Origin of the sequence: Chryseobacterium sp. JV558, assembly GCF_033712365.1 — a bacterium.
Lineage (GTDB): Bacteria > Bacteroidota > Bacteroidia > Flavobacteriales > Weeksellaceae > Chryseobacterium.
Genome location: NZ_WJHU01000003.1, coordinates 133,493 through 159,882, shown reverse-complemented (window position 1 = coordinate 159,882; position 26,390 = coordinate 133,493). Strand labels below are relative to the sequence as shown.

The following is a 26,390-nucleotide window of genomic DNA, read 5'->3' as shown; positions in this document are numbered from 1 at the left end:
ATTGAACTTTAGAAAGTTTTGCTTTCTAATACTTAACTGTGCTTGAAACTTTGCAATACCATTGCAGAGGTTTTCAGGATATTTTTGCTGCAGCATTGTAATGCTGTGTGCATTCATTTTCAATAAAAATTAAATATCAATCGTGTTAGATAAAATCATAAAATTCAGTATCAAAAACAAGGCTATCATTGGTATTATGACCCTGGTACTGATTATCTGGGGAACTTGGAGTGCTACCAGATTACCTATAGATGCCGTGCCGGATATCACCAACAACCAGGTGCAGATCATTACCGTATGTCCTACACTGGCGGGACAGGAAGTGGAACAGCTGGTTACCTTTCCTATTGAGCAGAGTATTGCCAATGTTCCCGATATTCAGGAAACAAGAAGTATTTCGAGATTTGGACTTTCTGTAATTACAGTGGTGTTCAAAGAAAATGTAGATGTGTACTTTGCGAGACAGCTCATTAATGAACAGCTGAAAAATGCTGTGGAAGAAATTCCAAAAGGAGTGGGAACTCCTGAGCTGGCTCCTGTAAGTACAGGTCTAGGAGAAGTGTATCAGTATATTCTTCACCCTAAAAAAGGGAGTGAAAAAAAATACGATGCCAAAGAACTCCGTACCATGCAGGATTGGATTGTTCGCAGACAGCTAAACGGAACTCCAGGAGTAGCTGAGATCAACAGTTTTGGAGGAGAATTAAAACAATATGAAGTGGCTATTGATCCCAATCGTTTAAAAGCAATGGGAACAAGTATTACCGAAATATTTACAGCCCTTGAAAAAAATAATCAGAATACAGGAGGTGCTTATATTGATAAAAAGCCCAACGCCTATTTCATCCGTGGAATCGGATTGGTAACCTCTCTTGAAGACATTAAAAATATTGCGGTTAAAAACGAAACAGGAAGTGTCCCTATCTTTATAAAAGACGTTGCTGATGTTCGCTTAGGAAGTGCCGTTCGTTACGGAGCATTAACATATGATGGAAAAGTTGATGCCGTAGGTGGAGTAGTCATGATGTTGAAAGGTGCCAACAGTAATGAAGTGGTTAGCAGCATCAAAGCAAAAATTCCAACCATTCAGAAATCTCTTCCTAATGATGTCATTATAGAACCGTTCCTGGACAGAACAGACCTTGTAGACAGAGCTATCAGCACCGTTAAGAAAAACCTCATCGAGGGTGCATTAATCGTGATTTTCGTTCTTGTCGTTTTCCTTGGAAATTTAAGAGCCGGGCTTATCGTAGCTTCTGCCATTCCGCTTTCCTTACTGTTTGCGCTGGGAATGATGAATGTTTTTGGAGTCAGTGCCAATCTGATGAGTCTTGGAGCCATAGACTTCGGATTGATTGTGGATGGAGCCGTCATTATTGTAGAAGCCACATTACACCATTTGGGAGTAAGAAAATCTGTCCGCGCGTTGACGCAGTCTGAAATGGATGAAGAAGTATTCCTTTCCGCATCAAAGATCAGAAGCAGTGCCGCATTTGGAGAGATTATCATTCTTATCGTCTACATCCCAATTCTTACATTGGCAGGTGTAGAAGGCAAGATGTTTACCCCAATGGCAAAAACTGTAGGATTCGCAATTCTGGGAGCTTTGATTCTATCTCTGACCTATATTCCGATGATGAGCGCGCTGTTTTTATCTAAAAAAATATCCCATAAAGAAACGTTCTCTGATAAAATGATGAACAGTCTGCAAAAGGTATATCAGCCATTGTTGCATAAAGCTGTTAAAGTAAAATATATTATTGTTTCAGCTACTGCTGTAGTTTTCCTTATCTCTGCTTTTATTTTTAAAAATATGGGCGGTGAATTTATTCCGCAGCTGCAGGAAGGTGATTATGCATTTCACTGTATTTTACCACAGGGAAGTTCACTCAGCCAGAGTATAGAAACCTCTATGCAGGCCTCAAGAATTATCAAGCAGTTTGATGAGGTGAAAATGGTGGTCGGAAAAACAGGATCTGCTGAGGTTCCTACAGACCCGATGCCGCCTGAAGCTACGGATATGATCGTAGTATTAAAACCGCAAAGCGAATGGAAAACCAAAAAATCCTATAACGAACTGGCAGATGAGATCAGTGAAAAGCTGGAAACTATCCCGGGAGTATTCTTTGAAAAAAACCAGCCTATTCAGATGCGTTTCAATGAGCTGATGACAGGGATCAGACAGGATGTTGCTGTAAAGATCTTTGGAGAAAACCTGGATTCCCTGGCGGTATATGCAGATAAGGTTGGAAAGATTATTCAGACTGTTGATGGAGCTACGGCACCTCAGATTGAGAGAGTAAGCGGTCTTCCACAGATCAACGTTCAATATGACAGAACAAGAATCGCCAATTATGGATTAAATATCGAAGATGTCAACAATGCAGTAAGCACAGCCTTTGCAGGGAAATCTGCCGGGCAGGTTTTTGAAAATGAAAGACGTTTTGATCTGGTTGTCCGTCTGGACAGTCTTCACAGAACCGATATTTCAGATGTGAATAACCTGATGATTACTTCCAACACGGGAGCGCAGATTCCATTGTCACAGGTAGCGAATATAAGTTACAAACTGGGGCCTGCACAGATCAGCCGTGAGCAGGGAAAACGCAGAATTGTTATTGGATTCAATGTAAAAGGACGTGATGTGGAAAGTGTAGTGACAGATATTCAGGCAAAACTGGATAAAGTGAAACTACCTTCCGGATATTATTTTACCTATGGCGGACAGTTTGAAAACCTCCAGGAAGCGAGCAAACGTCTGATGATTGCCGTTCCGGTATCACTGCTTCTTATTTTTATGCTGCTGTATTTTACCTTCCGCTCATTCAAACAGGCTGCATTGATTTTTACAGCGATTCCTATGAGTGCCATTGGCGGAGTATTCGCACTTCTGGTAAGAGATATGCCTTTCAGTATCAGTGCAGGGATTGGGTTTATTGCCCTTTTCGGAGTAGCGGTTCTTAACGGAATTGTTTTGATAGGCACATTCAACCAATTAGAAAAAGATGGTGAAACGGATATTCTAAAAAGAGTATTTGAAGGAACAAAAACCAGATTGAGACCTGTATTAATGACCGCTACAGTAGCTTCATTAGGATTTTTACCAATGGCTATTTCCACTGGAGCGGGAGCTGAGGTACAGAAACCTCTTGCCACGGTAGTAATTGGAGGTCTGGTAACGGCAACATTCCTTACGTTATTTGTTTTGCCGATGTTATATATCATTTTTAACACAAAGATTTTGAAAAGAAAAAATAATAATACGGGAACAATTACTGCCGTTCTTGTTTTGGGATTTATGATGCTGGGACAGACTTTTAAGGCACAGTCCAAACCCATTTCAGTAGAGCAGGCAGTAGAACAAACCGTAAATAATAACTTAACCTTACAGTCAAAAGACTTAAGTATTAAATCTGCTGAAGCATTGAGGGCAACAGCAAAAGAACTTCCCAAGTTAAGTTTTGAAGCACAGCTCGGTCAGTACAACAGTCCGAAGTTTGACCAGTCGTTTGCGATCTCCCAAAGCATTCCTTTTCCTACACTTTTTAAAGCAAGAAAAGATTTGATTAATGAGAATATCAAAAGCAGGCAGATTGATAAAGAAATCACGGCCAATGAACTGATAAAACAGGTGCGTACTTATTATTATCAGATTGAATATCTTCAGTATAATAAAGCACAGCTGACCAGTCTTGACAGTTATTATGAAGAATTTATCAGAATTGCAACCGTAAGATTTAAAGCCGGAGATATAAAGAAGATTGAAATAAGTACAGCGGAAACTCAGAAAGGAGAAATTGATCTTCTGCTGAGGCAAAATGAAGTCTTTTTGAATAATGCTTATAAGAATTTAAAGACCCTTATAAATACTTCGGAAGATATTGAAGTTCCGTTTAATAAAAACTATGAACCTTTAAAAGCAGAAAATGTACTGGACAGCGCTGTAGTGGCTAATAACCCGTCTGTAAAGGCTTTCTATCAGGAAATGGAAATTGCTGAAAAAAATAAAAAGGTTGAAAAATCTCTCGGACTGCCTGATTTCAGTTTAGGATATACCAACCAGTCTTTGATAGGTCTTCATACCATCAACGGACAGGAGAATTTTTATAACTCAGGGAAACGGTTTCAGTCAGCAACAGTAGGAGTGGCTATTCCATTGACATTTGGAGCTACAAAAGCAAGAATTCAGGCATTGGAATATAACAGACAGGTAGCTGAAACCAATGCGAAAATGCAGCAGAAGCAGCTTACAACACAGTTGGAAAATGCTTTCAGCCAGTATCAGCAGGATACTCAGCAGTATGATTATTATACAAGTCAGGCACTGCCGAATGCTGAGAAAATCGTAAAAGCAGCTCAGCTAGGATATAAAACAGGAGAGATTTCTTATGTGGAATATCTTTTTGCCCTGCAGACTGCCACTAATATTCAGCTGAAATATCTGGAATCTATTCAGCAGGTGAATCAATCTGTAGTGACCATTAATTCAATCATTAATAAATAATATGAAAGTGCTGAAATACAGTATCAGACAAAATACATTCTTACATATGAAACTCAAATATAATATCATACCCCTTATCCTGATTTTAATCTTACTAACAAGCTGTGGAAAAAAAGAAGCTTCGGAAGAAAAAGCTCCTGAAAAAACAGAACAGAAAGAGCAGGCACGTGAAGAAGCTCCACAAACTATCGCTTCTCTCACGGAAGATCAGATGAAATCTGTAGGAGTTGCGTTGGGAACGGTAGAAATGAAAGAACTGACCTCTACTATAAAAGCAAATGGTCTGCTGAGTGTTCCGAACAGTAATAAAGCAACCATTACTTCGCTGTACGGAGGAATTATTAAAACCATCAATATTCAGGTAGGTAGTATTGTAAAAAAAGGACAGGTGATAGCAACCATTGCCAATCCGGAATACATCCAGCTTCAGGAAGATTATTTGACTACAAACAGCAGAATAACCTACGCGGAACAGGAATACAGAAGACAGAGAGAACTTTTTGATAATGATGCAGGAGCCAAGAAAAACCTTCAGAGCGCCGATGCTGAACTTAAAACCTTAAGAACAAAAAGAGCTTCCCTGTTGAAACAGCTTCAGATGATGGGAATAAGCCCTGGAAAAGTAAGCAACGGAAATATGAAATCCGGTTTGGTGATCACTGCGCCTATCAGCGGAACGATCAGCAGTATTACAGCGCAAATTGGAAGTTATGTTGACATTTCTTCTCCTGTCGCTACAGTGATTGACAATGGTTCTATCCATCTCGACCTTCAGGTATTTGAAAAAGATCTTCCTAAAATGAGAGTAGGGCAGATTGTTCATTTTAAACTGACCAACAATCCGGAAACCGAATATGATGCAAGAATTTACAGCATCGGATCTTCCTTTGAGAACGAAAGTAAAACCATTTCTATGCATTGTGAAGTGATCGGAAATAAATCTGGTCTGATTGACGGAATGAATATCACCGGAATTGTAAGCCTTGATAAAAGTACAACCCCTGCAGTTCCTACAGAAGCCATTGTAGAAGCAGATGGGAAATATTTTGTATTTGTTCAGACCGATAAAAAAGCGGAAGAAGAACACGAAGAAAAAGGAAAACCACACCCAAAGACCTTAAACTTTGAAAAAATAGAAGTGGTAAAAGGAACATCCGATATGGGATATACAGCCATAACATCTGTAGGAAATATTCCTGACAATGCAGAAATCGTGGTGAAAGGTGCCTTTTTTGTGAATGCTAAACTGGTGAATTCAGGCGAACACGAACATTAATGAAAGCAGCCGGAACCAGTAAAATGTCGATTTTTATCCTTAAATTAGAGCTGTTTACGGAATTGTTTTATTGAATAAAAGCGGCTGGAAAGAGTAAAGATTATCTCACCGAATTTTAATAAATAACCTGATTATGTTATTAAACAAAAAAATATCAGTCTGGTATTTCATCCGTGAAATAAAATCCCAAATTCTGTTTATCGGAATATTTGCCATAGCTATTGGTCTTCTGGACGAATTGCCATGGTTTCGCAAGATTTCATTGCCGTTGAATATTCCTGCATTGCTGGGAACAGCGGTATCCTTACTGTTGGCATTCCGGACGTCCCAATCCTACGAAAGATGGTGGGAAGCCAGGACCGTTTGGGGAGCTATTGTGAATGATTCCCGAACTTTTGTGAGACTGATCATTCAGTTTATGCCTGCAGGAAATGATCGCACGGTAAAAGATTTTGCCGAAAGACAGATTATCTGGACCTATGCCCTTGGAGAAGCTCTGAGAAAACTTCCGTTTTCTGAGAAAGTTCAGTCATATCTGGATAAACATAAAATCAAAGGAGCAAATATTCCCAATGCTATTCTGGACGAACATTCCAGACAGCTGAAAGAAATTGCTGCTTCCAAAGGATTGACAGATTTTCAGCAGATGCAGCTCAATGATATCATCACAAGGCTTTGCGACAGTATGGGAAAATGTGAAAGACTCAAGAATACGGTTTTCCCGCGTTCTTACAGTGTTTTAGTTCATATTTTGATCTATGTTTTTGCCGCTATACTTCCGTTTGGACTTGATGATTCACAGCTGGCCGTAGAAATTGCGATTACTTTCCTGGTTCCGGTTACATTCATTGCGATTGAAAAAACATCAATCATCATGCAGGATCCGTTTGAAAATGGTCCTGTAGATACTCCGATGACTTCTCTGGCGCAGACTATAGAAATCAACATCAGACAAATGATTGGTGAACAAAATGTTCCACCCAAAAAAGAAAATACATCCTATTACGAAATGTAATTAAACCATACATACAATATGGAAAACACACCAACACAAACCGTTTCTGCAGGAAGCAGACATAAAAAGAACCTCCTGATCGTACTCTGCCTTAGCGGTACCTATCTTATTGCTGAGGTGATAGGAGGTATTGTTACCAACAGTCTTGCGTTATTAGCAGATGCAGCGCATATGCTGACAGATGTAGTAGGATTGCTGCTGGCATTTATAGCAATAAAAATAGGAGAAAGAAAAGCAGATCCTTCCAGAACATACGGTTATTACCGAACTGAAATACTCGCAGCAGTAATCAATGCGGTTGTTTTACTGGGGATTTCGATCTATGTTTTATTTGAAGCATACAAACGTTTTCAGAATCCACCCGAAGTTCAAAGTAAATCAATGCTGATTGTAGCAGGAATAGGATTGATCGTCAATATTATCGGAATGATGATTCTAAGAAAAGATTCTGAAGGGAGTCTGAATATGAAAGGCGCCTATTTTGAGGTACTTTCAGATATGCTTACTTCAGTAGGAGTAATGATTGCCGGAGTAATTATGCTGACAACAGGCTGGTATTACGCAGATCCATTGATTTCAGCAGCAATTGGACTATTAATTTTCCCAAGAACATGGAAACTATTGAAAGAAGCCATTAATGTTTTATTAGAAGGAACACCTAAAGATGTGGATATTCAAGAGCTTCGTCAATCTTTGGAAAAAACTCCCGGCGTGAAAAATGTTCATGATCTCCACGTGTGGTCACTTACATCCAGCGTCAATGCAATGAGTACCCATGTGGTAAAAGAAGCCGGATATTCTCAGAATCAATTATTAAAAACATTGACGGATACCACTCTTAATAACTTTAAAATAAGTCATACCACTTTTCAGATAGAAGACGAAGGATATGAAGAAAAGGAAGTCCATCTGTAAATTTTTAAAAGCGTACAATGAAAAAAGATATAGAACACAAACTCATTGATAAAAATACCAAGCCTACAAGCATGAGGATTTTGGTCTATGATTTCTTAAGCTCTCAGGAAGCAGCTTTATCCCTTTCTGAAATAGAAAATCATTTTGAAAATGCTGACAGGATTACCATTTACAGAACATTGAAAACCTTTGAAGAAAAAGGAATTGTTCACAGCATTCAGGAAAATACAACCACAAAATACAAACTATGTGAAGATGATTGTGATGAAAAAACACATAAAGACTGGCATCTGCATTTCTACTGCAAAATATGCAAGCAAACCACCTGTAAAGAAGATATTTCTTTCCCTGAAAACATACAGACCAATTTCAGGATTGATGAAATACGTTTGTTTGCCAAAGGAATCTGCGAAAACTGTCTTGAAAGTTTGCAATAGCATTGCACCTGTCTCACCATTAAATTTGTATAAAAATATCAGTTATGGAAAAATGCTGTAGTACAACCCCGGAAAAACCAGATACAAAAGGACACCAACACAATCATACAGAAGGTGATGGTCATAACCATGACGGCCATGATCACTCCCATGACTCCGGAGATCAGACGGTCTTTCAGATGTTCCTTCCTGCCATTATATCCTTTGCCATCTTATTATTGGGAATTGCTTTTGATAACTATATAAAACCCGCATGGTTTACGGGCTGGGTTCGCTTAGTATGGTTCCTGATAGCTTATATTCCTGTAGGGTTTCCTGTATTAAAGGATGCTTATAAGAGTATCATCAAAGGAGATGTGTTTTCAGAATTCTTTTTGATGAGTATAGCAACTATCGGAGCTTTTGCTATCGGGGAATATCCTGAAGGAGTAGCAGTAATGCTGTTTTACGCAGTAGGAGAGGTATTCCAGTCTATGGCGGTAACCAGAGCCAAAGGAAATATAAAAGCGTTATTGGATCAGCGTCCTGATGAGGTGACGATTATGGAAAATAATCAGCCAAAAACAATGAAAGCCAAAGAAGCTAAAATAGCAGATATTATTCAGCTGAAACCCGGTGAGAAACTGGCACTGGATGGTGAGCTGCTTTCAGATTCTGCTTCATTCAATACCGCAGCCTTAACAGGTGAAAGTAAACCTGATACTAAAAATAAAGGCGAAGTGGTTCTTGCAGGAATGATCAATATGAACAGTATTGCTTTGGTAAAAGTAACTACTGCTTATGAAGACAGCAAGCTGAGTAAAATATTAGAAATGGTTCAGAATGCCACGGCTCAGAAAGCGCCTACAGAATTATTCATCAGAAAATTTGCGAAAGTATATACCCCTATCGTTGTATTTCTGGCTATAGGAATCTGTTTACTGCCTTATTTCTTTGTAAGTGACTATCAGTTCAGAGACTGGTTGTACAGAGCATTGATATTCCTTGTAATTTCTTGCCCTTGTGCCTTGGTTATCTCAATCCCATTAGGATATTTCGGAGGAATTGGCGCGGCAAGCCGAAACGGAATATTATTCAAAGGAAGTAATTTCCTGGACAGCATTGCAGAGATTCAGAATGTAGTGATGGATAAAACAGGAACCATGACGGAAGGCGTATTCAAAGTGCAGGAAGTGAGCATGAGCTCTGAATTTAATAAAGAAGAAATTCTTCAGATGGTCAATGTTCTTGAAAGCAAAAGTACCCATCCAGTTGCAACAGCTATTCACAATTATGTAGGAGATATTAATCACGCGATCCCTTTAGAAAATTTAGAAGAAATTGCAGGCCATGGGCTGAAAGCAACCATTAATGGGAAAGAACTTCTGGTAGGAAATTTTAAACTGATGGATAAGTTCAATATCAGTTATGATATCAACCACGCCAATATTGTGTACACGGTGATCGCAGTAGCTTATGATAAAAAGTTTGCAGGATATATCACCATTGCTGACAGCATAAAAGAAGATGCCAAAGAAACCGTGGACAATCTCCACAAGATGAATGTAAAAGCCACGATGCTGAGCGGAGATAAAAGTACCGTTGTAAAATATGTAGCAGATCAGCTGGGAATAGACAATGCGTTCGGAGATTTGCTGCCTGAAGATAAAGTAAATAAGGTTAAGGAGATCAAAGCTAAAAACCAGACCGTAGCTTTCGTAGGAGACGGAGTAAATGATGCACCCGTAGTTGCATTAAGTGATGTAGGAATTGCGATGGGAGGTTTAGGAAGTGATGCTACCATTGAAACGGCAGATGTGGTAATTCAGGATGACAAACCAAGTAAAATCCCAATGGCTATCAACATCGGAAAACAAACGAAAAAGATCGTTTGGCAGAATATTATTCTTGCCTTTGCTGTAAAAGCCGTTGTTCTGATCCTCGGAGCAGGAGGGCTGGCAACAATGTGGGAAGCCGTCTTTGCCGATGTAGGAGTAGCGTTGCTGGCTATTTTAAATGCAGTGAGAATTCAGAGAATGAAATTTTAAAAAGCAAATAATAAACACAACTCAATTATATTCAATAAAAGCTCTGCTGAATTTCAGTGGAGCTTTTGCTTTAAATTACACATCATGCCAGTCATTTTATTAAAATTCATATGCTATTGAGACTCCTGCAGAGTGACAATTACAACGAGTATAAAAATGATACACACAGTCTGTCATTCTATAGGAATCTAATGATCAGTCTCATTCAAAAACAGTAAGTATTTGAGCACCTTTGAGAGTCCCAACAAAATAAGAAAAAGCTCTGCCAAAAACATCAGCAGAGCTTTTATCAACAAGATTAAATTGTATATAAAGAACTAAATTTTTATTTAGGTCTAAAGTCTTACTCAAAGGTCGGAATAATATTATACCGGTGACAGGCACAGTTTTGTGATTTTTATAGGTAACAGTAGATAAGCATAATGACATTCATCATAAATCTGTTATAAAACAATTTTGAAGTAGTATATTTGTAACAGAGAATTAAATCGTTGAGGTTATTCATTTCCATATTCATCATTTTTACCGTTGCAGTACGTCCCGTTTTGCCACTGGTAAATTATGCTGTGAACTATGATTATATTGTGAAAAACCTTTGTGAGAACAGAAATGTACCACAGTCAACATGTAAAGGAAAGTGCTATGTGGAAAAAGAACTGGCCAAAACAGAAAAACAATCCAATAGCTCTCAAACGATAAAGATTGCCGGCCTGGATGTCTTTATTTCTCACGATATTCTTTCTTTTTCAGCTCAGCCAAACTCCGAATTACATACTGAAGTTCCGGATTCAAGCTACTTTAATTCTCATTCTTCAGAATACTTCTCCAGGATATTCCATCCTCCTTTAGCTTAACTTTTATTTTAAACTATAATTTTAGTTTGTAAAATGAGCGTTCTTATACTTTCATTAAAAAGTCGTTCAAGATATGCTGGACAATTAAAATCAATAATTGTAAGCTGTAAAAAACACAGGAATTTGTTTTCAGAAATCTTGTGTTGCTAGGCTTACTGTTCATGAATTTTAGACTTGTGCTTTGCATCATAATCTTATTTAACATTATTAATTTCAATTTAACATCAAAATGAAATCTCCTATTATTTTGACTGCTCTGCTGTCAATATCACTATGGTCTTGTGCAAAGGAAACTCCTCAGGTAAAGCATAAAAGCCACATGAGTTCTTCCGCAAAAAATATAGAAAATGTACAGGTAGTGAATGAAAAAGATCCGATATGCCATATGGAAACTGCCGGATTTCTAAAAGATACTGCTGTATATAAAAGTAAAACGTATGGTTTTTGCAGTTCTTACTGTAAAGATGAATTCAAAAAAAGCCCTGAGAAATATGCCCAAAAATAATAAGACCAACAATAAAAGTAAAGTAATTATACCCATTGCGGTTATTGCATTACTTTTCGTAGGAATCGGTATAGGAATGGGGTATTTTAAAAAGAACCTTTATACCGTTATGAAAGTTCCTGATTTTGAACTGACCGATCAGAACAGTAAAAAAATCACCAATAAAGATATGTTGGGAAAGGTTTATCTGGTAGAATTTTTCTTCAGCAAATGTCCCACCATATGTCCTGTAATGAATACCAATATGAAGGCCATTCAGAATCAGGTCAATGATCCCAACTTCGGGATTATCTCTATCAGTATTGATCCGGAAAATGATACTCCATCAGCTCTTAAAGAACATGCTGAAAGAATAGGGGCAAAATCTCCCAACTGGCATTTTCTGACCGGAGACCGTACATACATTGGGGATCTTGCTGATCAATTTAATATCTACGTTGGTGATAAAGAAAATGAAGGAGAAAGTCTGAACCACAGCGGAATGATTGCCCTCGTAGATCAGGACGGAAATATCCGTTGCAGGTACAACAAACAGAATATGCCTATTCTGTATTATTCAGGATTAAATTACGAAGATCCGGAAGGAAAAACTCCCAAGCTGACCGGGAAATACCATCCTGACAGAGAAATCCTGATAGAAGATATTAAAAAGTTATTGAAGTAACGGATTTTTCATTCCCGTTGCTGATGAAAGAAAAACATTGTTCAACCATAAACAAAAAAGTTATGAAGATTATGAAAATAGCTGCTTTAAGTGCAGTTTTCGCGGCTCAGTTTGCACTGGCTCAGTTTAAGCAGACACCTCTGCCATATGCTTATAATGCTCTGGAGGGAAATATTGATGCCCAGACTATGGAAATTCATTATTCAAAACATGCTGCAGCATATGTAGCCAACCTGAATAAGGCTATTACAGGAACTCCACAGGAAAAAGAAACGTTGTTTCAGATTCTTTCCAATGTTTCAAAACTGCCTGCTGCGGTGAGAAATAATGCGGGAGGACATTACAACCATGAACTGTTCTGGACGGTACTTACTCCTCAGAAAAATACACAGCCTTCTGCAAAATTAGCAAAAGCCATCACTGAAACTTTCGGAAGTATGGATGCTTTTAAAGAAAAAATGGCTAAAGCCGGAGCAGACCGTTTCGGTTCAGGATGGGCTTGGCTTTCTGTAGGAAAAGATGGGAAATTGTTTGTTTCCTCTACTCCTAACCAGGATAATCCTTTGATGGATGTAGTGGAAGAGAAAGGAACACCTGTTTTCGGGATTGATGTCTGGGAACATGCTTATTATTTAAAATATCAGAATAAAAGAGCAGATTATCTTACCGCTATCTGGAATGTTACCAACTGGAAGGAGATCAGCAGAAGATATGAAGAAGCTGTAAGCAAAAAATAATCTGATGAAATTACTTTACAGCATACTTTTTACTTTTTATATGGTGCTAAGACCTTTGGTGCCATTGGTAGAGTATGCTGTAAATTATGATTATATCACCAAAGTCCTTTGTATAAATAAAGCAAGGCCGGAGGTACACTGCAACGGGAAATGTTACTTGAGTAAAGAATTGGCCAAGACCAATGATTCAGAAACTTCCCCTTTTCAGAAACTCAAAAACTCAGGACAGAAGATCCTTGATACCTATATCCTGCCTGAAACTGCAGAGATCATGACTACTGAAAAACGCCCGTTTTTCAATTTCAACTTTATCTACGAAACAGCCTATTCTTTTCTGTTTCTCAGCCATATTTTCAAACCGCCGGTTTTTTAAGTTATTCATATCATGATTCAACCATAAAAGTCACTTAATAAACTTAAGTGTAAAAACTTTGTGCCTTTTGTGGTAAAAAAGAATGTTTTCACATTTCAAAAATATAATTCAACTTAAAAAATCAACAATGAAAATTTATAAATTTTTATCATTATTCTTTATTGCCTTTACTTTATTCTCTTTTGTATCCTGCGACAGCAGCAGGGATGACGATAATTCACAAGATACTACACCTGGAAAACTTCAGATCAAATTTCAAAACGGATTTAATAATGTAGGAGATGTTATTTTAAATCAGACAGTGCAGACTTCTTCTCAGGGACAGAAACATAATTTTTCGGCATTAAAATATGTCATCAGTAATATTACACTGATTGATGAGAACGGAAATGAATTTAAATACAACGAAAACAATCCTGATAAAGGAGCATTTATTGTGGATCAGGCAGATGCTGTAGCTGGAGTGGTCTATCTGAATCTGGATGGTATTCAGAAAAATAATTATAAAAAAATAAGATTCGGGTTGGGAATCAGCCAGAAAGCTTACTTGCTGGGACAAGACGGGCAAGCTGAATTCTGGACGAAAGCTAAGCAGAAAGGGATGTCGTGGTCATGGGCTGCAGGATATGTTTTTGTGAAACTGGAAGGGAAATATGGTGCAGATTCTCCTTCTAAAGAATTCATGAATCATACCGGAAATATGGGAAATGTTATAGCTAACGAACAGCCCGATTTATACCGTGAAATTACATTGAACCTTCCAACAACGGCAAGAGTGACAGGACAGATTCGTCCATCTATTCATATTCTGGCAGATCTTAACCAGTTCTTGAGTGGAGATAAAGCACTTACTCTTACAACAGCCAATGATATGCTGATGGGTTCAAACCAGCACCTGGTAGATGTTACCAACAATCTTAAGAAAATGTTTAAAGTAGACCACGTTCACAATGATTAATTTTTTTGTTAAAACGATACTGGTTCTGCTTGTATTTCTGTTGAGCTGTATTTCATGCTCTGATGAGGTGATACAGCCGTTGGAAAAAGATGAAGCATATAATCTGCAGTTTCCTTCTTATTTTCCCGAAATGACATTCGATAAATCCATTAATCCGGTGACAAAAAATGGAGTAGAACTGGGGCGGAAACTATTCTATGAAGGAAGACTTTCCAGAAATAATACCATCTCATGCGGGTTCTGCCATATTCAGGAAAATGCTTTTACCCACCACGGGCATACTGTAAGCCATGGCGTAGATGACAGAATCGGAATCAGAAATGCACCACCCATTCAGAATATGGCTTTTTTGAAAAGGTATATGTGGGACGGAGTGATTCATAATCTTAATGAACAGCCCATTAGTCCTATTACAGACGTTAATGAAATGGACAGCTCCATACCGGAAGCGATTTCGAAAATAAAAGATGACCAGAAGTATAAAAGACTTTTCCGAGAAGCTTATGGAGACGAAACCATTACCGGAGAACGAATTCTGAAAGCTTTATCTCAGTTTATGGCTTCACTGATTTCTGCAGATTCAAAATATGACAGATTCAAACAGGGAAAGGAACAATTGACTTCAACCGAATCTCAGGGAATGGCATTATTCGGGCAAAAATGTGCCTCTTGTCATAGCGGAGAACTGTTTACTGATGAAAGTTTCCGGAATACAGGAATGTATTATAATACGGAATTCAAGGATGCAGGGCGTTACAGAGTGACCCTAAATCAGGTAGATTGGATGAAATTCCGGGTTCCGAGTCTAAGAAATGTAGAATATACAGCTCCTTACATGCATGATGGAAGGTTTTACACCCTAGATGCGGTACTCAACTTCTATTCAGATCAGGTAGAAGATAATACCAATCTTGACCCACAGCTGAAACAGAACGGTCATATAGGAATTGCCATGAACAGTCAGGAAAAACAATCAATTATAGCATTCCTGAAAACCCTGTCTGATAAAAGTTTTATATCCAATCCAAAATTTGCAGAATAATTTATAGAAAACATGAAGAAGATTATATTCATACTAAGTTTAATCCTGTTTAATCAGTATCAGGCGAAGACCATTAGAGACAGCGTTTATATTTCTCCGGAAACCTTTAGCAGGTTTGATTTTGATGATGATTGTGACGCTTGCGGTTGTGCTGCAGGAAACGGATCATCCGGCTTCGAGTCTTTATTGAATCCACAGTTTATAGGGATCAAATACTTTGCACAGCATTACAAAGCAAAGGAGAACCTATTTGTAAAAGACCTTACACAGGATCAGTATTTCAATACCCTGCAGATTTGGGGGAAAATTCCCTTAACTAATAAGCTGAGTGTATATGCAAGTCTGCCCTTCCATTTCCATGAAAAGAAAACCATGCAGGGAGATATTAAAATCAATGGAATTGGCGATCTGAACCTGATGGGAATTTACCAGCTGATGAGTTCTAAAGATAATTCCCATCACCTGAGTGGAGGTTTGGGCGTAAAAATTCCTTTGGGAAAATTTGACGAAAAAGGAATCTCCGGTGTCAATCCGAGTTTTCAGCTCGGAACCGGAAGCTGGGATTATCAGGCTGCTTTGAATTATAAATTTCAGAAAAATAAAGTAGCCGTATTGGTCAATACAGATTATACCATAAAAACGGAAAATAAGAAAAACTACCGTTTCGGAAATCAGTGGAACTATGCTGCAACAGGTTTTTATCAGGTTGCAGGAAATGAAAAATCTATCTTTTCTGTAAAAACAGGAGTTCAGGGAGAAGTCTATGCTCAGAATAAACAGTTCGATGAAGCTTTACCCAATACTGCAGGAAGTGCGTTGTATGGGAAATTAGGATTTGAAGCTTCTTATAAAAAACTGAGTTTGGGAAGTGAACTCATGCTTCCTATGTACACCCGCTTGGCAGGAGGAGACATTGAAGCAAAATCCAGGTTCAGTATTTTCCTGAATATCGGAATTTAAAATAAACTCTCTTTTTAATACTGTTAAAGCTCCTTCGGGGGCTTTAATTGTTTCTGAATCATGATTTTAATTGGGGGTTAGGAATAATTTTTTATCTTTGCCGAAATTTGGTGAGCCCTAAAAAGCTCTTAAAAGGGAATCCGGTGAAAATCCGGAACAGACCCGCTGCTGTAAGCTCCACACCAAAGTTTTTGAAAAATATATCCACTGTTTTTTAATGGGAAGGATTTCAAAAATGGAGTAAGTCAGAAGACCTGCCAGACCATAATCGTTTGACGCTTTCGTGGAATAAAGCTTAGGACATCAATGATTCTGTGCAGTGACAGCTGTGCTTTGTCGTTGTTTTCTTACATCCATTAGCGTCATCATTATCCTAAATGAGCTAATGGCGGCAAAACTGACTACTTCTACAATTCATAAAGCTGTTTTCACAATACTGGTGATCGCATCTCAGCTTTTATATTCCCAAAAAAAGAAAAATGATACGCTGAAGGAAGAATCCATCAAGGTGATCAGTCTCTACAAAAAGAACTTTAAGGAAATCGTTCCGGCACAAACATTACAGGGAGAAGAGCTGGAAAGACTGAACAGTCATTCCGTTGCGGATGCTCTTCGGTATTTTTCCGGAGTTCAGATCAAAGACTACGGTGGTATGGGTGGTCTGAAAACCATTAACGTCCGAAGTCTTGGAAGCCAGCATGTAGGTGTTTTCTATGACGGAATTCAACTGGGAAATGCACAGAATGGGCTTGTTGACCTCGGAAGATATTCATTGGACGATCTTGAAGAAATATCATTGTATAATGGTCAGAAAAGTGAGATTTTCCAGCCTGCAAAAGATTTCGGCTCTTCGGGATCTATCTACTTACAGCCTAAAATACCAGTATTTAAAGGAACAAGGAAAACCAACCTTGTGATAAGAGCCAAAAGTGCCTCCATTGATCTTTTTAATCCATCATTCCGATTAGAGCAGAAAGTATCAGACAGGGTTTCTGCCAGTTTCAGTGCCGAATTTATGCAAAGTGATGGAATCTACAGGTTTCGATATGCTAAAAAATATCCTGATGGGCAGCAGGCTTATGATACCATTGCAAAAAGACAGGATTCGGATATTAAAGCAAAACGCTTTGAAACTTCCTTAAACGGAACTTTAAATAACGGAAGCTGGAACATCAGAGGTTATGGTTATATTTCAGACCGTGGAATGCCGGCTCCTATTGTGAATGGCCGTTTTGGTGGAAGAGGAGCGAGACTTTCCGATGAGAATTATTTTATACAGGCCAACCTGAGAAAAAAGTTGTTCCCAAAATTTGAAACACAGCTGAAAGCAAAATTTGCCTACGATTATACCCATTTTATGGATACAGTCCGTTCTCAGTCTATTATGTATACAGATAATGTGTACATCCAAAGAGAGGTTTATCTTTCCTCATCCAATGTCTATTCTATCACTCCCAATTGGGATGTCAGCCTGAGCGGAGATTTTCAGTACAATAATCTGGATGCCAACCTGGATAACTTTTCTTATCCTACACGCTATACAACATTAGTCGCTTTAGCTACAACTTACCAGTGGAACAGGTTGAAAATTCTGGGAAGCCTTTTAGGAACATTTACCTTTGAAGAAGTAAGAAAAAACAAAAGGCCCGGAGACAGCAGAGAATGGACACCTGCAGTATTTATGAGCTATCAGCCTGAAATCATTCCTGAGCTTACCCTCAGAGCTTTCTATAAAAGAATTTTCCGACTGCCTACTTTCAATGACCTTTATTATACCAATATAGGAAATACTTACCTGAAACCGGAATTTACCAATCAGTATGATGTTGGATTTACTTACCAGAAGAATTATAATGACCATTTCTTTAAATCCTTTTATGCTAAAGTAGACGGCTACTACAACAAAGTACAGGACAAAATTGTCGCAGCTCCTAACGGAAGTATGTTCCGTTGGCTGATGATGAACCTTGGATTGGTAGAAATCATTGGTACTGATGTAAACGTTCAGGCAGAAATGCAGTTAGGAAAAGTAAAACTGAGGCCATTATTTTCTTACACCTACCAAAGTGCAAGAGATATGACAGATCCGGAAGATACATTCTACAAAAATCAGATTCCTTATACGCCATGGCACAGTGGTTCATTTACCCTGATGGCAGATTACAAAGACTGGAGTTTCAATTACAGTGCGATGTATGTAGGAAAACGCTATGATGTGAACCAGGATAATATCCAATACAATTATGTACAGCCTTGGTACACTCATGATCTGTCTGTTCAGAAAAAAATCAACTGGGCGAATCATCAATTTAAAGTAAGCCTTGAGATGAATAATATCTTCAACCAATATTATGATGTGGTCATCAACTATCCAATGCCGGGAAGAAACTTTAAACTTATTCTAAACTTCACCTTATGAGAAAACTAAACTTTTATTTTCTGTTTCTTGTATTAGCTTTTCTTACTTCATGCCGTACAGATGATGTCATTGTCCGTCAGGAAGTGGTGGAAGGACTTCCCTCAGAAAATACAGCCATAAAAGGCTTTTATATGCTGAACGAAGGGAATATGGGAAGCAACAAATGTACACTGGATTTTTTTGATTATACCAAAGGAACCTACTACCGGAACATCTATGCGGAAATTAACCCCAACGTGGTAAAAGAACTGGGAGATGTAGGAAATGATATCAAAGTCTACGGAAGCAAACTGTATATCGTGGTCAATGTTTCCAACAAAATTGAAGTTCTGGATGCGAAAACAGCCAAACGAATTACTTCTATTCCGCTGCAAAACTGCAGATATCTAGCCTTCAAAGATGGGAAAGCGTATGCCAGCAGCTATGCAGGTCCGGTAGATATTAACCCTAAAGCACCCAAGGGAAAAGTAGTGGAAATTGATACCACCTCCCTTTCTATCAATCGTGAAGTAACGGTAGGATATCAGCCGGAAGAAATGGAGATTGTTGGAAACCAGCTTTTTGTTGCCAATTCCGGAGGATACCGGGCGCCCAACTATGACAAGACCGTTTCCGTAATAGATTTGAACAGCTTTACAGAGATCAAAAAACTGGATGTAGCTATCAATCTTCATCACATTAAAAAAGACAACTACGGTGATCTGTATGTAAGTTCAAGAGGGAATTATTATGAAGTTGCTTCCAGTTTATATTTATTAGATGCAGCAACAGGTGCTGTCAAAAAAGACTTTCATCTCGCAGTGAGTGAAATGACAATTGTGAACGATAAGCTTTATTTCTATGGAAACGAATTCAATTACAACACCCACAGTTACAAAAAAAGCTTTGGGATCATTGATGTAAAAACAGAACAGATTATTGCCAACAGAATTTTTGACCAACAATATGAAGCCGCAATTAAAACACCTTACGGAATTACAGTAAACCCCATTACAGAAGATATCTATATTACAGATGCAAGGAATTATGTTTCCCTGGGATTTGTGTATTGCTTTGATAAAAACGGACATTTTAAATGGAAAACGGAGGGCGGAAATATCCCGGCTCACTTCGCTTTTTTATACAAATAATCAAACTTTAAGAAATGAAACGAAATACCTTTACTTATTTAAAAATCGGAGTATTATCATGTTTCCTGGTAGGAGTGATAGCCTGTAAACATGATGATGAAGATGAGTTTACCTTTAATGGTCTTGACGATTCTTATTCCATTGAACGTTTTAAGGTGTTGAGTATCCCAACCAATGCATCAGGATCTGTAACATGGAGTGTCAATGATTCTATTATCTCTCAAAATTCAGAACTTGAATTTATCAGCCCCACGGCAGATGCCTATCCTCTGACTTTAAAAATTAATAATAAAGGGAAAGAACAGGTATATCATTCTAAAATCATCGTTACCAAAGAAAAAACGCCCTACAGTAAATATATCGCCAAAGTATTGGAATTCCGTCCTGCCGTAGGACAGTTTATGAATGAAATTCCTGAATATTTACCCGGAAATACCGCAGCAAATATGCTTCAAAAAGCAAATGAGTCGTTAGTGGGAGGCAATTCCAGTATGATCAGTCTGGGAGGATATGGTGGATATGTGGTTTTTGGTTTTGACCATACTGTTCCGAACCTGAATGGAAGAGATTTTAAAGTGCTTGGAAATGCATTCTTTGGAAATGATGCCAGTGATCAGCGTTCAGGATCTTGTGAACCGGGAATTATCATGGTGGCCTACGACAGAAACAAAAACGGAAAACCTGATAATGATGAGTGGTACGAAATTGCAGGCAGTGAATATTTTAAAAATACAACGGTAAAAGAGTACAGTATAACGTACCATAAACCTGATGAAAATAAAACCCCTGTAGCCGGAACTGAGTTTTGGCAGACCGATGTAGAATATATCAAATGGAATGACAATCTGGGGAATCAGGGTTTTAAAACAAAAAATACTTTCCATGCACAGAGCTATTATCCTTTATGGTTTACAGATAGTTCTTACGGTTTTTCGGGAACAAGACTGGCGAATAATTTTTACGATCAGAACGGAGACGGGTCATATTGGGTAGGAAAGTCATATGATTTCGGATATGCTGATAATGCCCCGAATAATGATGAAGCTTCCAATATTGATATTTCCTGGGCCGTAGACAGAAGTGGGAAATATGTGAAACTTCCCGGAGTAGATTTTATGAAAATATATACAGGAGTCAATCAGGAAGCTGGCTGGCTGGGTGAAGTTTCCACAGAAGTGGCAGGAGCTTACGATTTACATTTCAAATAATATTACAATCTATTTAAATTAATAAAGAATGAAAAAGTTTTATCTTTTTATGATGCTTTTTCTGTTTGCATGCGTATCGAATGCACAGATAAAGGTTCAAGGTGTACCCCGAAATGATATTTCAGGGATCAGCAATCTTAATACCACTACGATCAGTTTTTCTGATATTCAGTATTGGGTAGGATCCGGAGCGAACCAGGCTGCTTTTGTAGTACAGTGGAACGACAGCAAAAACCCTGATGCGATGGTTTGGGGATTCAAATGGGACGGAAATGCCACAGGAGAAGACATGCTGAAAGCGATTGCTAAAGCAGACCACAGACTATACACATTGCTGTATCAGGGAACACAATTTGGATCAGCAGTAGGAGGAATAGGTTTTGACCTGAACGGTCAAGGGACCAATGCACTGATCAAAAGTGGAAATACCACTTATCCGTTATATCCGGTGAATGGTTTTGTTAATACAACGGCTTATGATTTTGACAGCTATACCATTGTAGATGCTGCTAATGATCACTGGCAGTCCGGATGGACCGTGAACGGATATTGGTCTTATTGGGTAAAGAATCCTGCAGATGCTGATTTTGGATATTCTAGCGTTGGAGCTTCTTCACGTGCATTGGAAAACGGTTCATGGGATGTCTGGAATTTCAATGTAGGATTTAATCAAACACCTGTCTCTTCTACCATCACTCCTGTATCACCGTATGTAGCTTCCAATAACTTTACGAACGGATATTTCATGGTGAATGAAGAATGGTTTGGTCACACCAACGGTTCTGTTAATTTTATTGACAATAACGGTCAGATCAATTACCGTGTGTACAGCAACGCAAACAATAACCAGGCTTTCGGAGCGACTACACAATACGGAACAATCTATGGAGATAAATTCTATTTCATATCAAAACAGGCTGCCGATGGAGGAGATACTCAATATACTCCAGGCGGAAGACTAGTAGTTGCCAATGCGCAGACTATGCAGAAAATTGCCGGTTTTAATACAATCGGTGGCGGAGACGGAAGATCATTTGTAGGAGTAAATGAACATAAAGGCTACATTGGTACTTCTACCGGAATTGTTCTTTTCAATATTGACAATCTGCAGGTAGGTTCTCTGATTGCTGGAACAGGAGGTAACGGACAGATCGGAAATATGATCCGTACTTCACAATATGTGTTTGCAGTGAAGCAAGGAGCAGGAATTTTGGTTATTAATCCTGCTACAGATACCGTGATCAGTACGATAGCTGGAGGTTTTTACTCAGTGGTTCAGGCTAAAGATGGAAGTGTATGGGGAATTCAGGATCAGAAGCTGATCAACATCAATCCTACTACTTTTGCAACGCAGGTTTATAATATTCCTACTACCAAATATATGGGAGACTGGGGAGCATGGCATGCAGGTAGATTTACAGCAAGTAACAAGGAAAATGCTTTATACTGGATCAATTCAATCAGCAGCTGGAGTTCAGGAACGCAGATTGTAAGATTTGATGTAACCACTAAAACATTTAACGAAAACTTTGCTGCCATTCCGGGACAAACAGGACAGTTTAAGCAAATCCCTTACGGGGCGGCTCTTCGTATAAATCCTATTACGGGTGAACTTGTTCTGAATACAACAGAAAGCGGATATGGTGCACACTATCAGAAAAACTGGATTCATACTTATAATATGACCGGAACTCTTATCAATACAAAAACCTTGAATGATTACTATTGGTTCCCATCACTGACGGTATTTACCAATAATTCAGTTCCTGTGGTAAGCAATACTTTACCTTCACAGCTTACAGCCGGAAGTACTACTGCAATTGATCTGAAAACAATCGTTTCCGATGCTGATAATATGGCGGTATCTGTAGTGAAATCTATAAAATCAAACAGTAATCCTACAGCAGTTTCTGCAGTGATTAACGATAATGATGAATTGGTGCTGACACCGCTTGTTTCAGGAACTTCTGATATTGTGATCAGCTTTAACTCAAATGGTAAGCTTGTAGAAAAAACAGTGAGTGTAAACAGTTTAGGAGCTACTTTGGCAACTGCTGAGGTGAAGAAGCTTGAGTTTGGTATTTATCCGAATCCGGTTACCGATATTCTTACTCTTAAAACTCAGGAGAAAATCCAGACTGTTTCTATGTATGATGCTTCAGGCAGAGTGGTTAATGCACAGCTGAACAACGGACAGATCAATGTAAGTGCTCTTCCAAAAGGTATTTATATTCTGAAAGCTGTGACAGATAAAGCTGTATACCAGCAAAAAGTAATTAAAAACTAATACTATTTTAGATAGTAAATCTTGTTAATATAACCCTGGCCAGTCTTGGTCAGGGTTTTTTAATGAAGTGACAGAGGTTTATCATGAAGAATGGGAATACATTATTCCTATAAAAAACGCGGCAAGCTTGAAAAGCTTGCCGCGTTTGATCTGTAATGGATCTTTCTTATTTGATGATCACCTTTTTAGAGTATGTTTTTCCTTCCTTTGTAGTAAGGTTCATAATATATACTCCTTGTGGCTGCTTTGTTTCAAATGTATTGGATGTCAGCTTAGAACGGAATACCTCTTTTCCTGAAGTATTGGTCAGACTAACCTCGGAACCTGGTGCCGAAATATTTTTGTCAAGAGTAAACTGTCCATTCTGACTGTGAGCCATGAAATTGATGAACGGATCTTTGTACTGATATCCATAATATACTCTAAGCTCACCACCAATATTCAATAACCCTGAGTTCACATTGATTTTGATACGGTCAAAAGGAATGTTCATGGTAAGCTCAATCTCACCTTTGCTTGGGTCGCCAGCTCCAAGGTTGAGCAGACTGGTAGTAAGGCTTTGACGATCATTGTTGGACACCTCTCCATTGAATGTCTCAATAGATACACCTCCCAATATCTGAGCAGATAGTGGAGTACCGTTTGAACCAATTCCAATGACAAGCTTATTGGTGTTGTTGGCGATGTTGGTAGTTGGGAAGATCAATGTCTGTTCCGTTCTTGCCAAAAGACCTACTGAAACCTGGATCGTAGAGTAGTCAGTTTCGTTACTTCCTACTGCATTTTGAGGATTCAATACTCCGCAGCCCAAGCATACTCCCAATACCTGATTGGTTTGGCTGCTTGCATAGGTTTTTACAATCTGTGCAAAAGACGTTGTGCTTGTTAAAAATAAGAATGATGCCAAAACTGCAGCTTTCATTGTGCGTTGGCCAAGTAATAAATAAGTTTTCATATGTAGAAAAATTTTGGGTTTTAGCTTTTTGTAAATTTATAAATAAAATAATTATGTTGCTTATTTTATTTCATATTTATGTGATTTGTTAATAATTTGTTGATATTTATGATTATGAATTTGTTTTTATTATTTTTTTTCTTGTATTTCTCTGAGCGTGAATGCAAAAAAAATGCGGCAGCTTAAAAGTCTGCCGCATTATTGTATCGCTTATTTAATTACTTAATTAAAATTTTTCTGGAATATGTTTTTCCTTCTTTAGTTTGTATATTCATTATATAAATACCCTCAGACTGTCTGGGTTCAAAAGTGTTTGATTTTAATGTAGAGCGGAATACTTCTTTTCCGGAAGTGTTGAACAATACAACCTCTGAACCTTCTACCGGAACATTTCCTCCAAGAGTAACCTGGCCGTTTTGGCTGTGAGCCATAATACTGATTAATGGATCCTGGTATGCATAATAAATTCTGAATCCGCCGCCAAGACTTAATACACCTCCTGTTAAACCTATTCTTATCCCGTCGTAAGGTTTTGCCGGCTTGAATTCTACTGTTCCTCTGTTTGGAATGGCACCCAGTTTAAGAAGACTTACGTCTATCGTTCTGCGGTCTTCATTAGAAGTTCCTCCATTCATGGTTTCAAGAGTTACTCCACTTAATAACTGTACAGATAATGGAATGTTGTCAGTTCCGATTCCTACGACCAGTCTTGTATCTGATCTTAGGTCAGGAAAGATCAATGTTTGTTGAATTCCTCCTAACAAAGCTGTTCCCAATACCATTGTTGAATAGTCATCTTCGTTGTACCCAACTGCATTTAAAGGATTGTCTATACGGCATCCCAGGCAAGCGACTCCAAATACACCTGAGCTTTGAGCGTGTGCATAAATTCTGTTTTGTGCAAAAGATAAGGTGCTGGCTGAAAATAGAAATAAAGCCATTAATCCAGCCTTAAAGTTTCCCATAAGTAAATTAATTTTCATGTTATTTATTTTAGTGTGAATAGTTTTAGTCAAATTTAAGGATTAATAGTCAGGTAAAAAATAATATTTCCATTATTGGTGATATTTTTAATAAAATTTAATATACCTCTGTTATGAGGGGCATAGACTATTGATAGATCAAACGTAAAAGTTGGGAAACGGAGTATTGTTTGTATAGGGCTCAATGAAATTTATGAAATCATTTTTTCTATTCAAATGAATTGAAACCTTTGTTCCTTCCCAAGCTTTGAGATTGATCCCTATTGATTCAATTTGGATTGTATAATAGATAGAAGGAAAACTAAGAGGATTTTTCTGTAGGTATTGTCAGGTATAATTCAATGAATAATTCCCAAAATGGAAGGGGAGTGTGGTAATTCAGGTAATGCAGTGATCAAATGAATAAAGATACTGCAGATAAAAATTGTCTGAATGTATATATAGAAACGAAAAAAGGACTTTCGAAAAAGTCCTTTTGTAGCCCGTAGGGGAATCGAACCCCTCTTACCAGAATGAAAATCTGAGGTCCTAACCGATAGACGAACGGGCCCTCTATCTTCCACTACCAAAGTAATGTGTTAGTTTTTTGTTTTTATAAGTATCAACTCTTAATCTTGTAGCCCGTAGGGGAATCGAACCCCTCTTACCAGAATGAAAATCTGAGGTCCTAACCGATAGACGAACGGGCCGGTTAGATTGATTGTGTAAAAAATAGCTTTCCTACTTTGTCTTTATAAAACCACTGTTTTATCAGTGGTTTTATAAGATTTAAGTAGCCCGTAGGGGAATCGAACCCCTCTTACCAGAATGAAAATCTGAGGTCCTAACCGATAGACGAACGGGCCAGCTATATTTTTACGCTAATTTATTAACGTGCTTTGTCAATTTGCTTTTCAAGTTAGCCGCTTTGTTCTTGTGGATAATATTTTTCTTAGCTAATTTATCCAATAAAGCGATAACCTTTGGCAGTTGTTCTGTAGCAGCAGCTTTGTTCTCTTCATTTCTTAAAGTCTTTAAAGCTGTTCTAGCAGTCTTGTGGTAATATCTGTTACGAAGTCTTCTAGTTTCGTTTTGTCTGATTCTTTTTAGTGCTGATTTATGATTTGCCATATCGTTTAAATGTGAGTGCAAAACTATAAAC

21 protein-coding genes, 3 tRNA genes and 1 riboswitch are annotated in these 26,390 nt (G+C 38.1%); of the genes, 18 read left to right on the top strand and 6 right to left on the bottom strand.

The window, feature by feature from the left end; translation table 11 throughout:
* Window positions 1–142 precede the first annotated feature (142 nt).
* The 18 genes from GFU89_RS11700 to GFU89_RS11615 all read left to right on the top strand — a co-directional run bounded on the left by GFU89_RS11700 (window position 143) and on the right by GFU89_RS11615 (window position 23,311).
* Window positions 143–4,504, top strand: a complete 4,362-nt coding sequence (locus GFU89_RS11700) for a CusA/CzcA family heavy metal efflux RND transporter (RefSeq protein ID WP_318847290.1) — start codon at window positions 143–145, stop codon at window positions 4,502–4,504.
* A 46-nt stretch (window positions 4,505–4,550) separates the two neighbouring features.
* Window positions 4,551–5,780, top strand: a complete 1,230-nt coding sequence (locus GFU89_RS11695; protein WP_318847289.1) for an efflux RND transporter periplasmic adaptor subunit — start codon at window positions 4,551–4,553, stop codon at window positions 5,778–5,780.
* 133 nt (window positions 5,781–5,913) lie between these two features.
* Entirely contained in the window at window positions 5,914–6,795 is an 882-nt protein-coding gene (locus GFU89_RS11690; RefSeq protein ID WP_318847288.1) for a bestrophin family protein, read from the top strand.
* Between the two features lie 18 nt (window positions 6,796–6,813).
* Window positions 6,814–7,710 (top strand): cation diffusion facilitator family transporter, encoded by an 897-nt coding sequence (locus GFU89_RS11685; protein WP_318847287.1) that lies wholly within the window; start codon window positions 6,814–6,816, stop codon window positions 7,708–7,710.
* Between the two features lie 17 nt (window positions 7,711–7,727).
* Window positions 7,728–8,147: a Fur family transcriptional regulator gene (locus GFU89_RS11680; protein ID WP_034691375.1), complete on the top strand. Its 420-nt coding sequence runs from the start codon at window positions 7,728–7,730 to the stop codon at window positions 8,145–8,147.
* A gap of 44 nt (window positions 8,148–8,191) precedes the next feature.
* Window positions 8,192–10,174, top strand: coding sequence for a heavy metal translocating P-type ATPase (locus tag GFU89_RS11675; RefSeq protein WP_318847286.1), 1,983 nt, complete (start codon window positions 8,192–8,194; stop codon window positions 10,172–10,174).
* 491 nt (window positions 10,175–10,665) lie between these two features.
* Complete coding sequence (locus tag GFU89_RS11670; protein WP_318847285.1) at window positions 10,666–11,028, top strand: hypothetical protein; 363 nt, start codon at window positions 10,666–10,668, stop codon at window positions 11,026–11,028.
* Between the two features lie 229 nt (window positions 11,029–11,257).
* Complete coding sequence (locus GFU89_RS11665; protein ID WP_318847284.1) at window positions 11,258–11,533, top strand: YHS domain-containing protein; 276 nt, start codon at window positions 11,258–11,260, stop codon at window positions 11,531–11,533.
* A complete protein-coding gene (locus GFU89_RS11660; RefSeq protein WP_318847283.1) occupies window positions 11,520–12,197 on the top strand; it encodes an SCO family protein in 678 nt (225 codons plus the stop codon). Before GFU89_RS11665 ends, GFU89_RS11660 begins: the two co-directional genes overlap by 14 nt.
* 62 nt (window positions 12,198–12,259) lie before the next feature.
* A complete protein-coding gene (locus GFU89_RS11655) occupies window positions 12,260–12,934 on the top strand; it encodes a superoxide dismutase (protein WP_318847282.1) in 675 nt (224 codons plus the stop codon).
* 4 nt (window positions 12,935–12,938) lie between these two features.
* Complete coding sequence (locus GFU89_RS11650) at window positions 12,939–13,307, top strand: hypothetical protein (RefSeq protein ID WP_318847281.1); 369 nt, start codon at window positions 12,939–12,941, stop codon at window positions 13,305–13,307.
* A gap of 127 nt (window positions 13,308–13,434) precedes the next feature.
* Window positions 13,435–14,265: an MbnP family protein gene (locus GFU89_RS11645; RefSeq protein ID WP_318847280.1), complete on the top strand. Its 831-nt coding sequence runs from the start codon at window positions 13,435–13,437 to the stop codon at window positions 14,263–14,265.
* The gene (locus GFU89_RS11640; RefSeq protein ID WP_318847279.1) at window positions 14,258–15,307 is read left to right on the top strand and encodes a cytochrome-c peroxidase; all 1,050 of its coding nucleotides are present in this window, start codon (window positions 14,258–14,260) and stop codon (window positions 15,305–15,307) included. The genes GFU89_RS11645 and GFU89_RS11640 overlap by 8 nt, the downstream gene beginning before the upstream one ends.
* A 12-nt stretch (window positions 15,308–15,319) precedes the next feature.
* On the top strand, window positions 15,320–16,267 hold the full coding sequence (locus tag GFU89_RS11635; protein WP_318847278.1) for a transporter: 948 nt from the start codon (window positions 15,320–15,322) through the stop codon (window positions 16,265–16,267).
* A gap of 91 nt (window positions 16,268–16,358) precedes the next feature.
* A riboswitch (cobalamin riboswitch) is annotated at window positions 16,359–16,544 on the top strand.
* A gap of 108 nt (window positions 16,545–16,652) precedes the next feature.
* Window positions 16,653–18,686 (top strand): TonB-dependent receptor plug domain-containing protein, encoded by a 2,034-nt coding sequence (locus GFU89_RS11630; RefSeq protein ID WP_318847277.1) that lies wholly within the window; start codon window positions 16,653–16,655, stop codon window positions 18,684–18,686.
* Window positions 18,683–19,816, top strand: a complete 1,134-nt coding sequence (locus GFU89_RS11625) for a YncE family protein (RefSeq protein WP_318847276.1) — start codon at window positions 18,683–18,685, stop codon at window positions 19,814–19,816. The genes GFU89_RS11630 and GFU89_RS11625 overlap by 4 nt, the downstream gene beginning before the upstream one ends.
* A gap of 14 nt (window positions 19,817–19,830) precedes the next feature.
* Entirely contained in the window at window positions 19,831–21,024 is a 1,194-nt protein-coding gene (locus GFU89_RS11620) for a cell surface protein (protein ID WP_318847275.1), read from the top strand.
* 28 nt (window positions 21,025–21,052) lie between these two features.
* Window positions 21,053–23,311, top strand: coding sequence for a DUF5074 domain-containing protein (locus GFU89_RS11615; RefSeq protein ID WP_318847274.1), 2,259 nt, complete (start codon window positions 21,053–21,055; stop codon window positions 23,309–23,311).
* A gap of 166 nt (window positions 23,312–23,477) precedes the next feature.
* Here GFU89_RS11615 and GFU89_RS11610 read toward each other — a convergent pair whose 3' ends face one another.
* The 6 genes from GFU89_RS11610 to rpsT form a co-directional block, all read right to left on the bottom strand.
* Window positions 23,478–24,266 (bottom strand): T9SS type A sorting domain-containing protein, encoded by a 789-nt coding sequence (locus tag GFU89_RS11610; protein WP_318847273.1) that lies wholly within the window; start codon window positions 24,264–24,266, stop codon window positions 23,478–23,480.
* 218 nt (window positions 24,267–24,484) lie between these two features.
* The gene (locus tag GFU89_RS11605) at window positions 24,485–25,249 is read right to left on the bottom strand and encodes a T9SS type A sorting domain-containing protein (RefSeq protein WP_318847272.1); all 765 of its coding nucleotides are present in this window, start codon (window positions 25,247–25,249) and stop codon (window positions 24,485–24,487) included.
* A 478-nt stretch (window positions 25,250–25,727) separates the two neighbouring features.
* Window positions 25,728–25,799, bottom strand: a tRNA-Glu gene (locus GFU89_RS11600).
* A gap of 67 nt (window positions 25,800–25,866) precedes the next feature.
* Window positions 25,867–25,938, bottom strand: a tRNA-Glu gene (locus GFU89_RS11595).
* 84 nt (window positions 25,939–26,022) lie between these two features.
* Window positions 26,023–26,094 (bottom strand) — tRNA-Glu (locus tag GFU89_RS11590).
* A gap of 10 nt (window positions 26,095–26,104) precedes the next feature.
* Complete coding sequence (rpsT, locus tag GFU89_RS11585; RefSeq protein WP_076353226.1) at window positions 26,105–26,359, bottom strand: 30S ribosomal protein S20; 255 nt, start codon at window positions 26,357–26,359, stop codon at window positions 26,105–26,107.
* Window positions 26,360–26,390 lie beyond the last annotated feature (31 nt).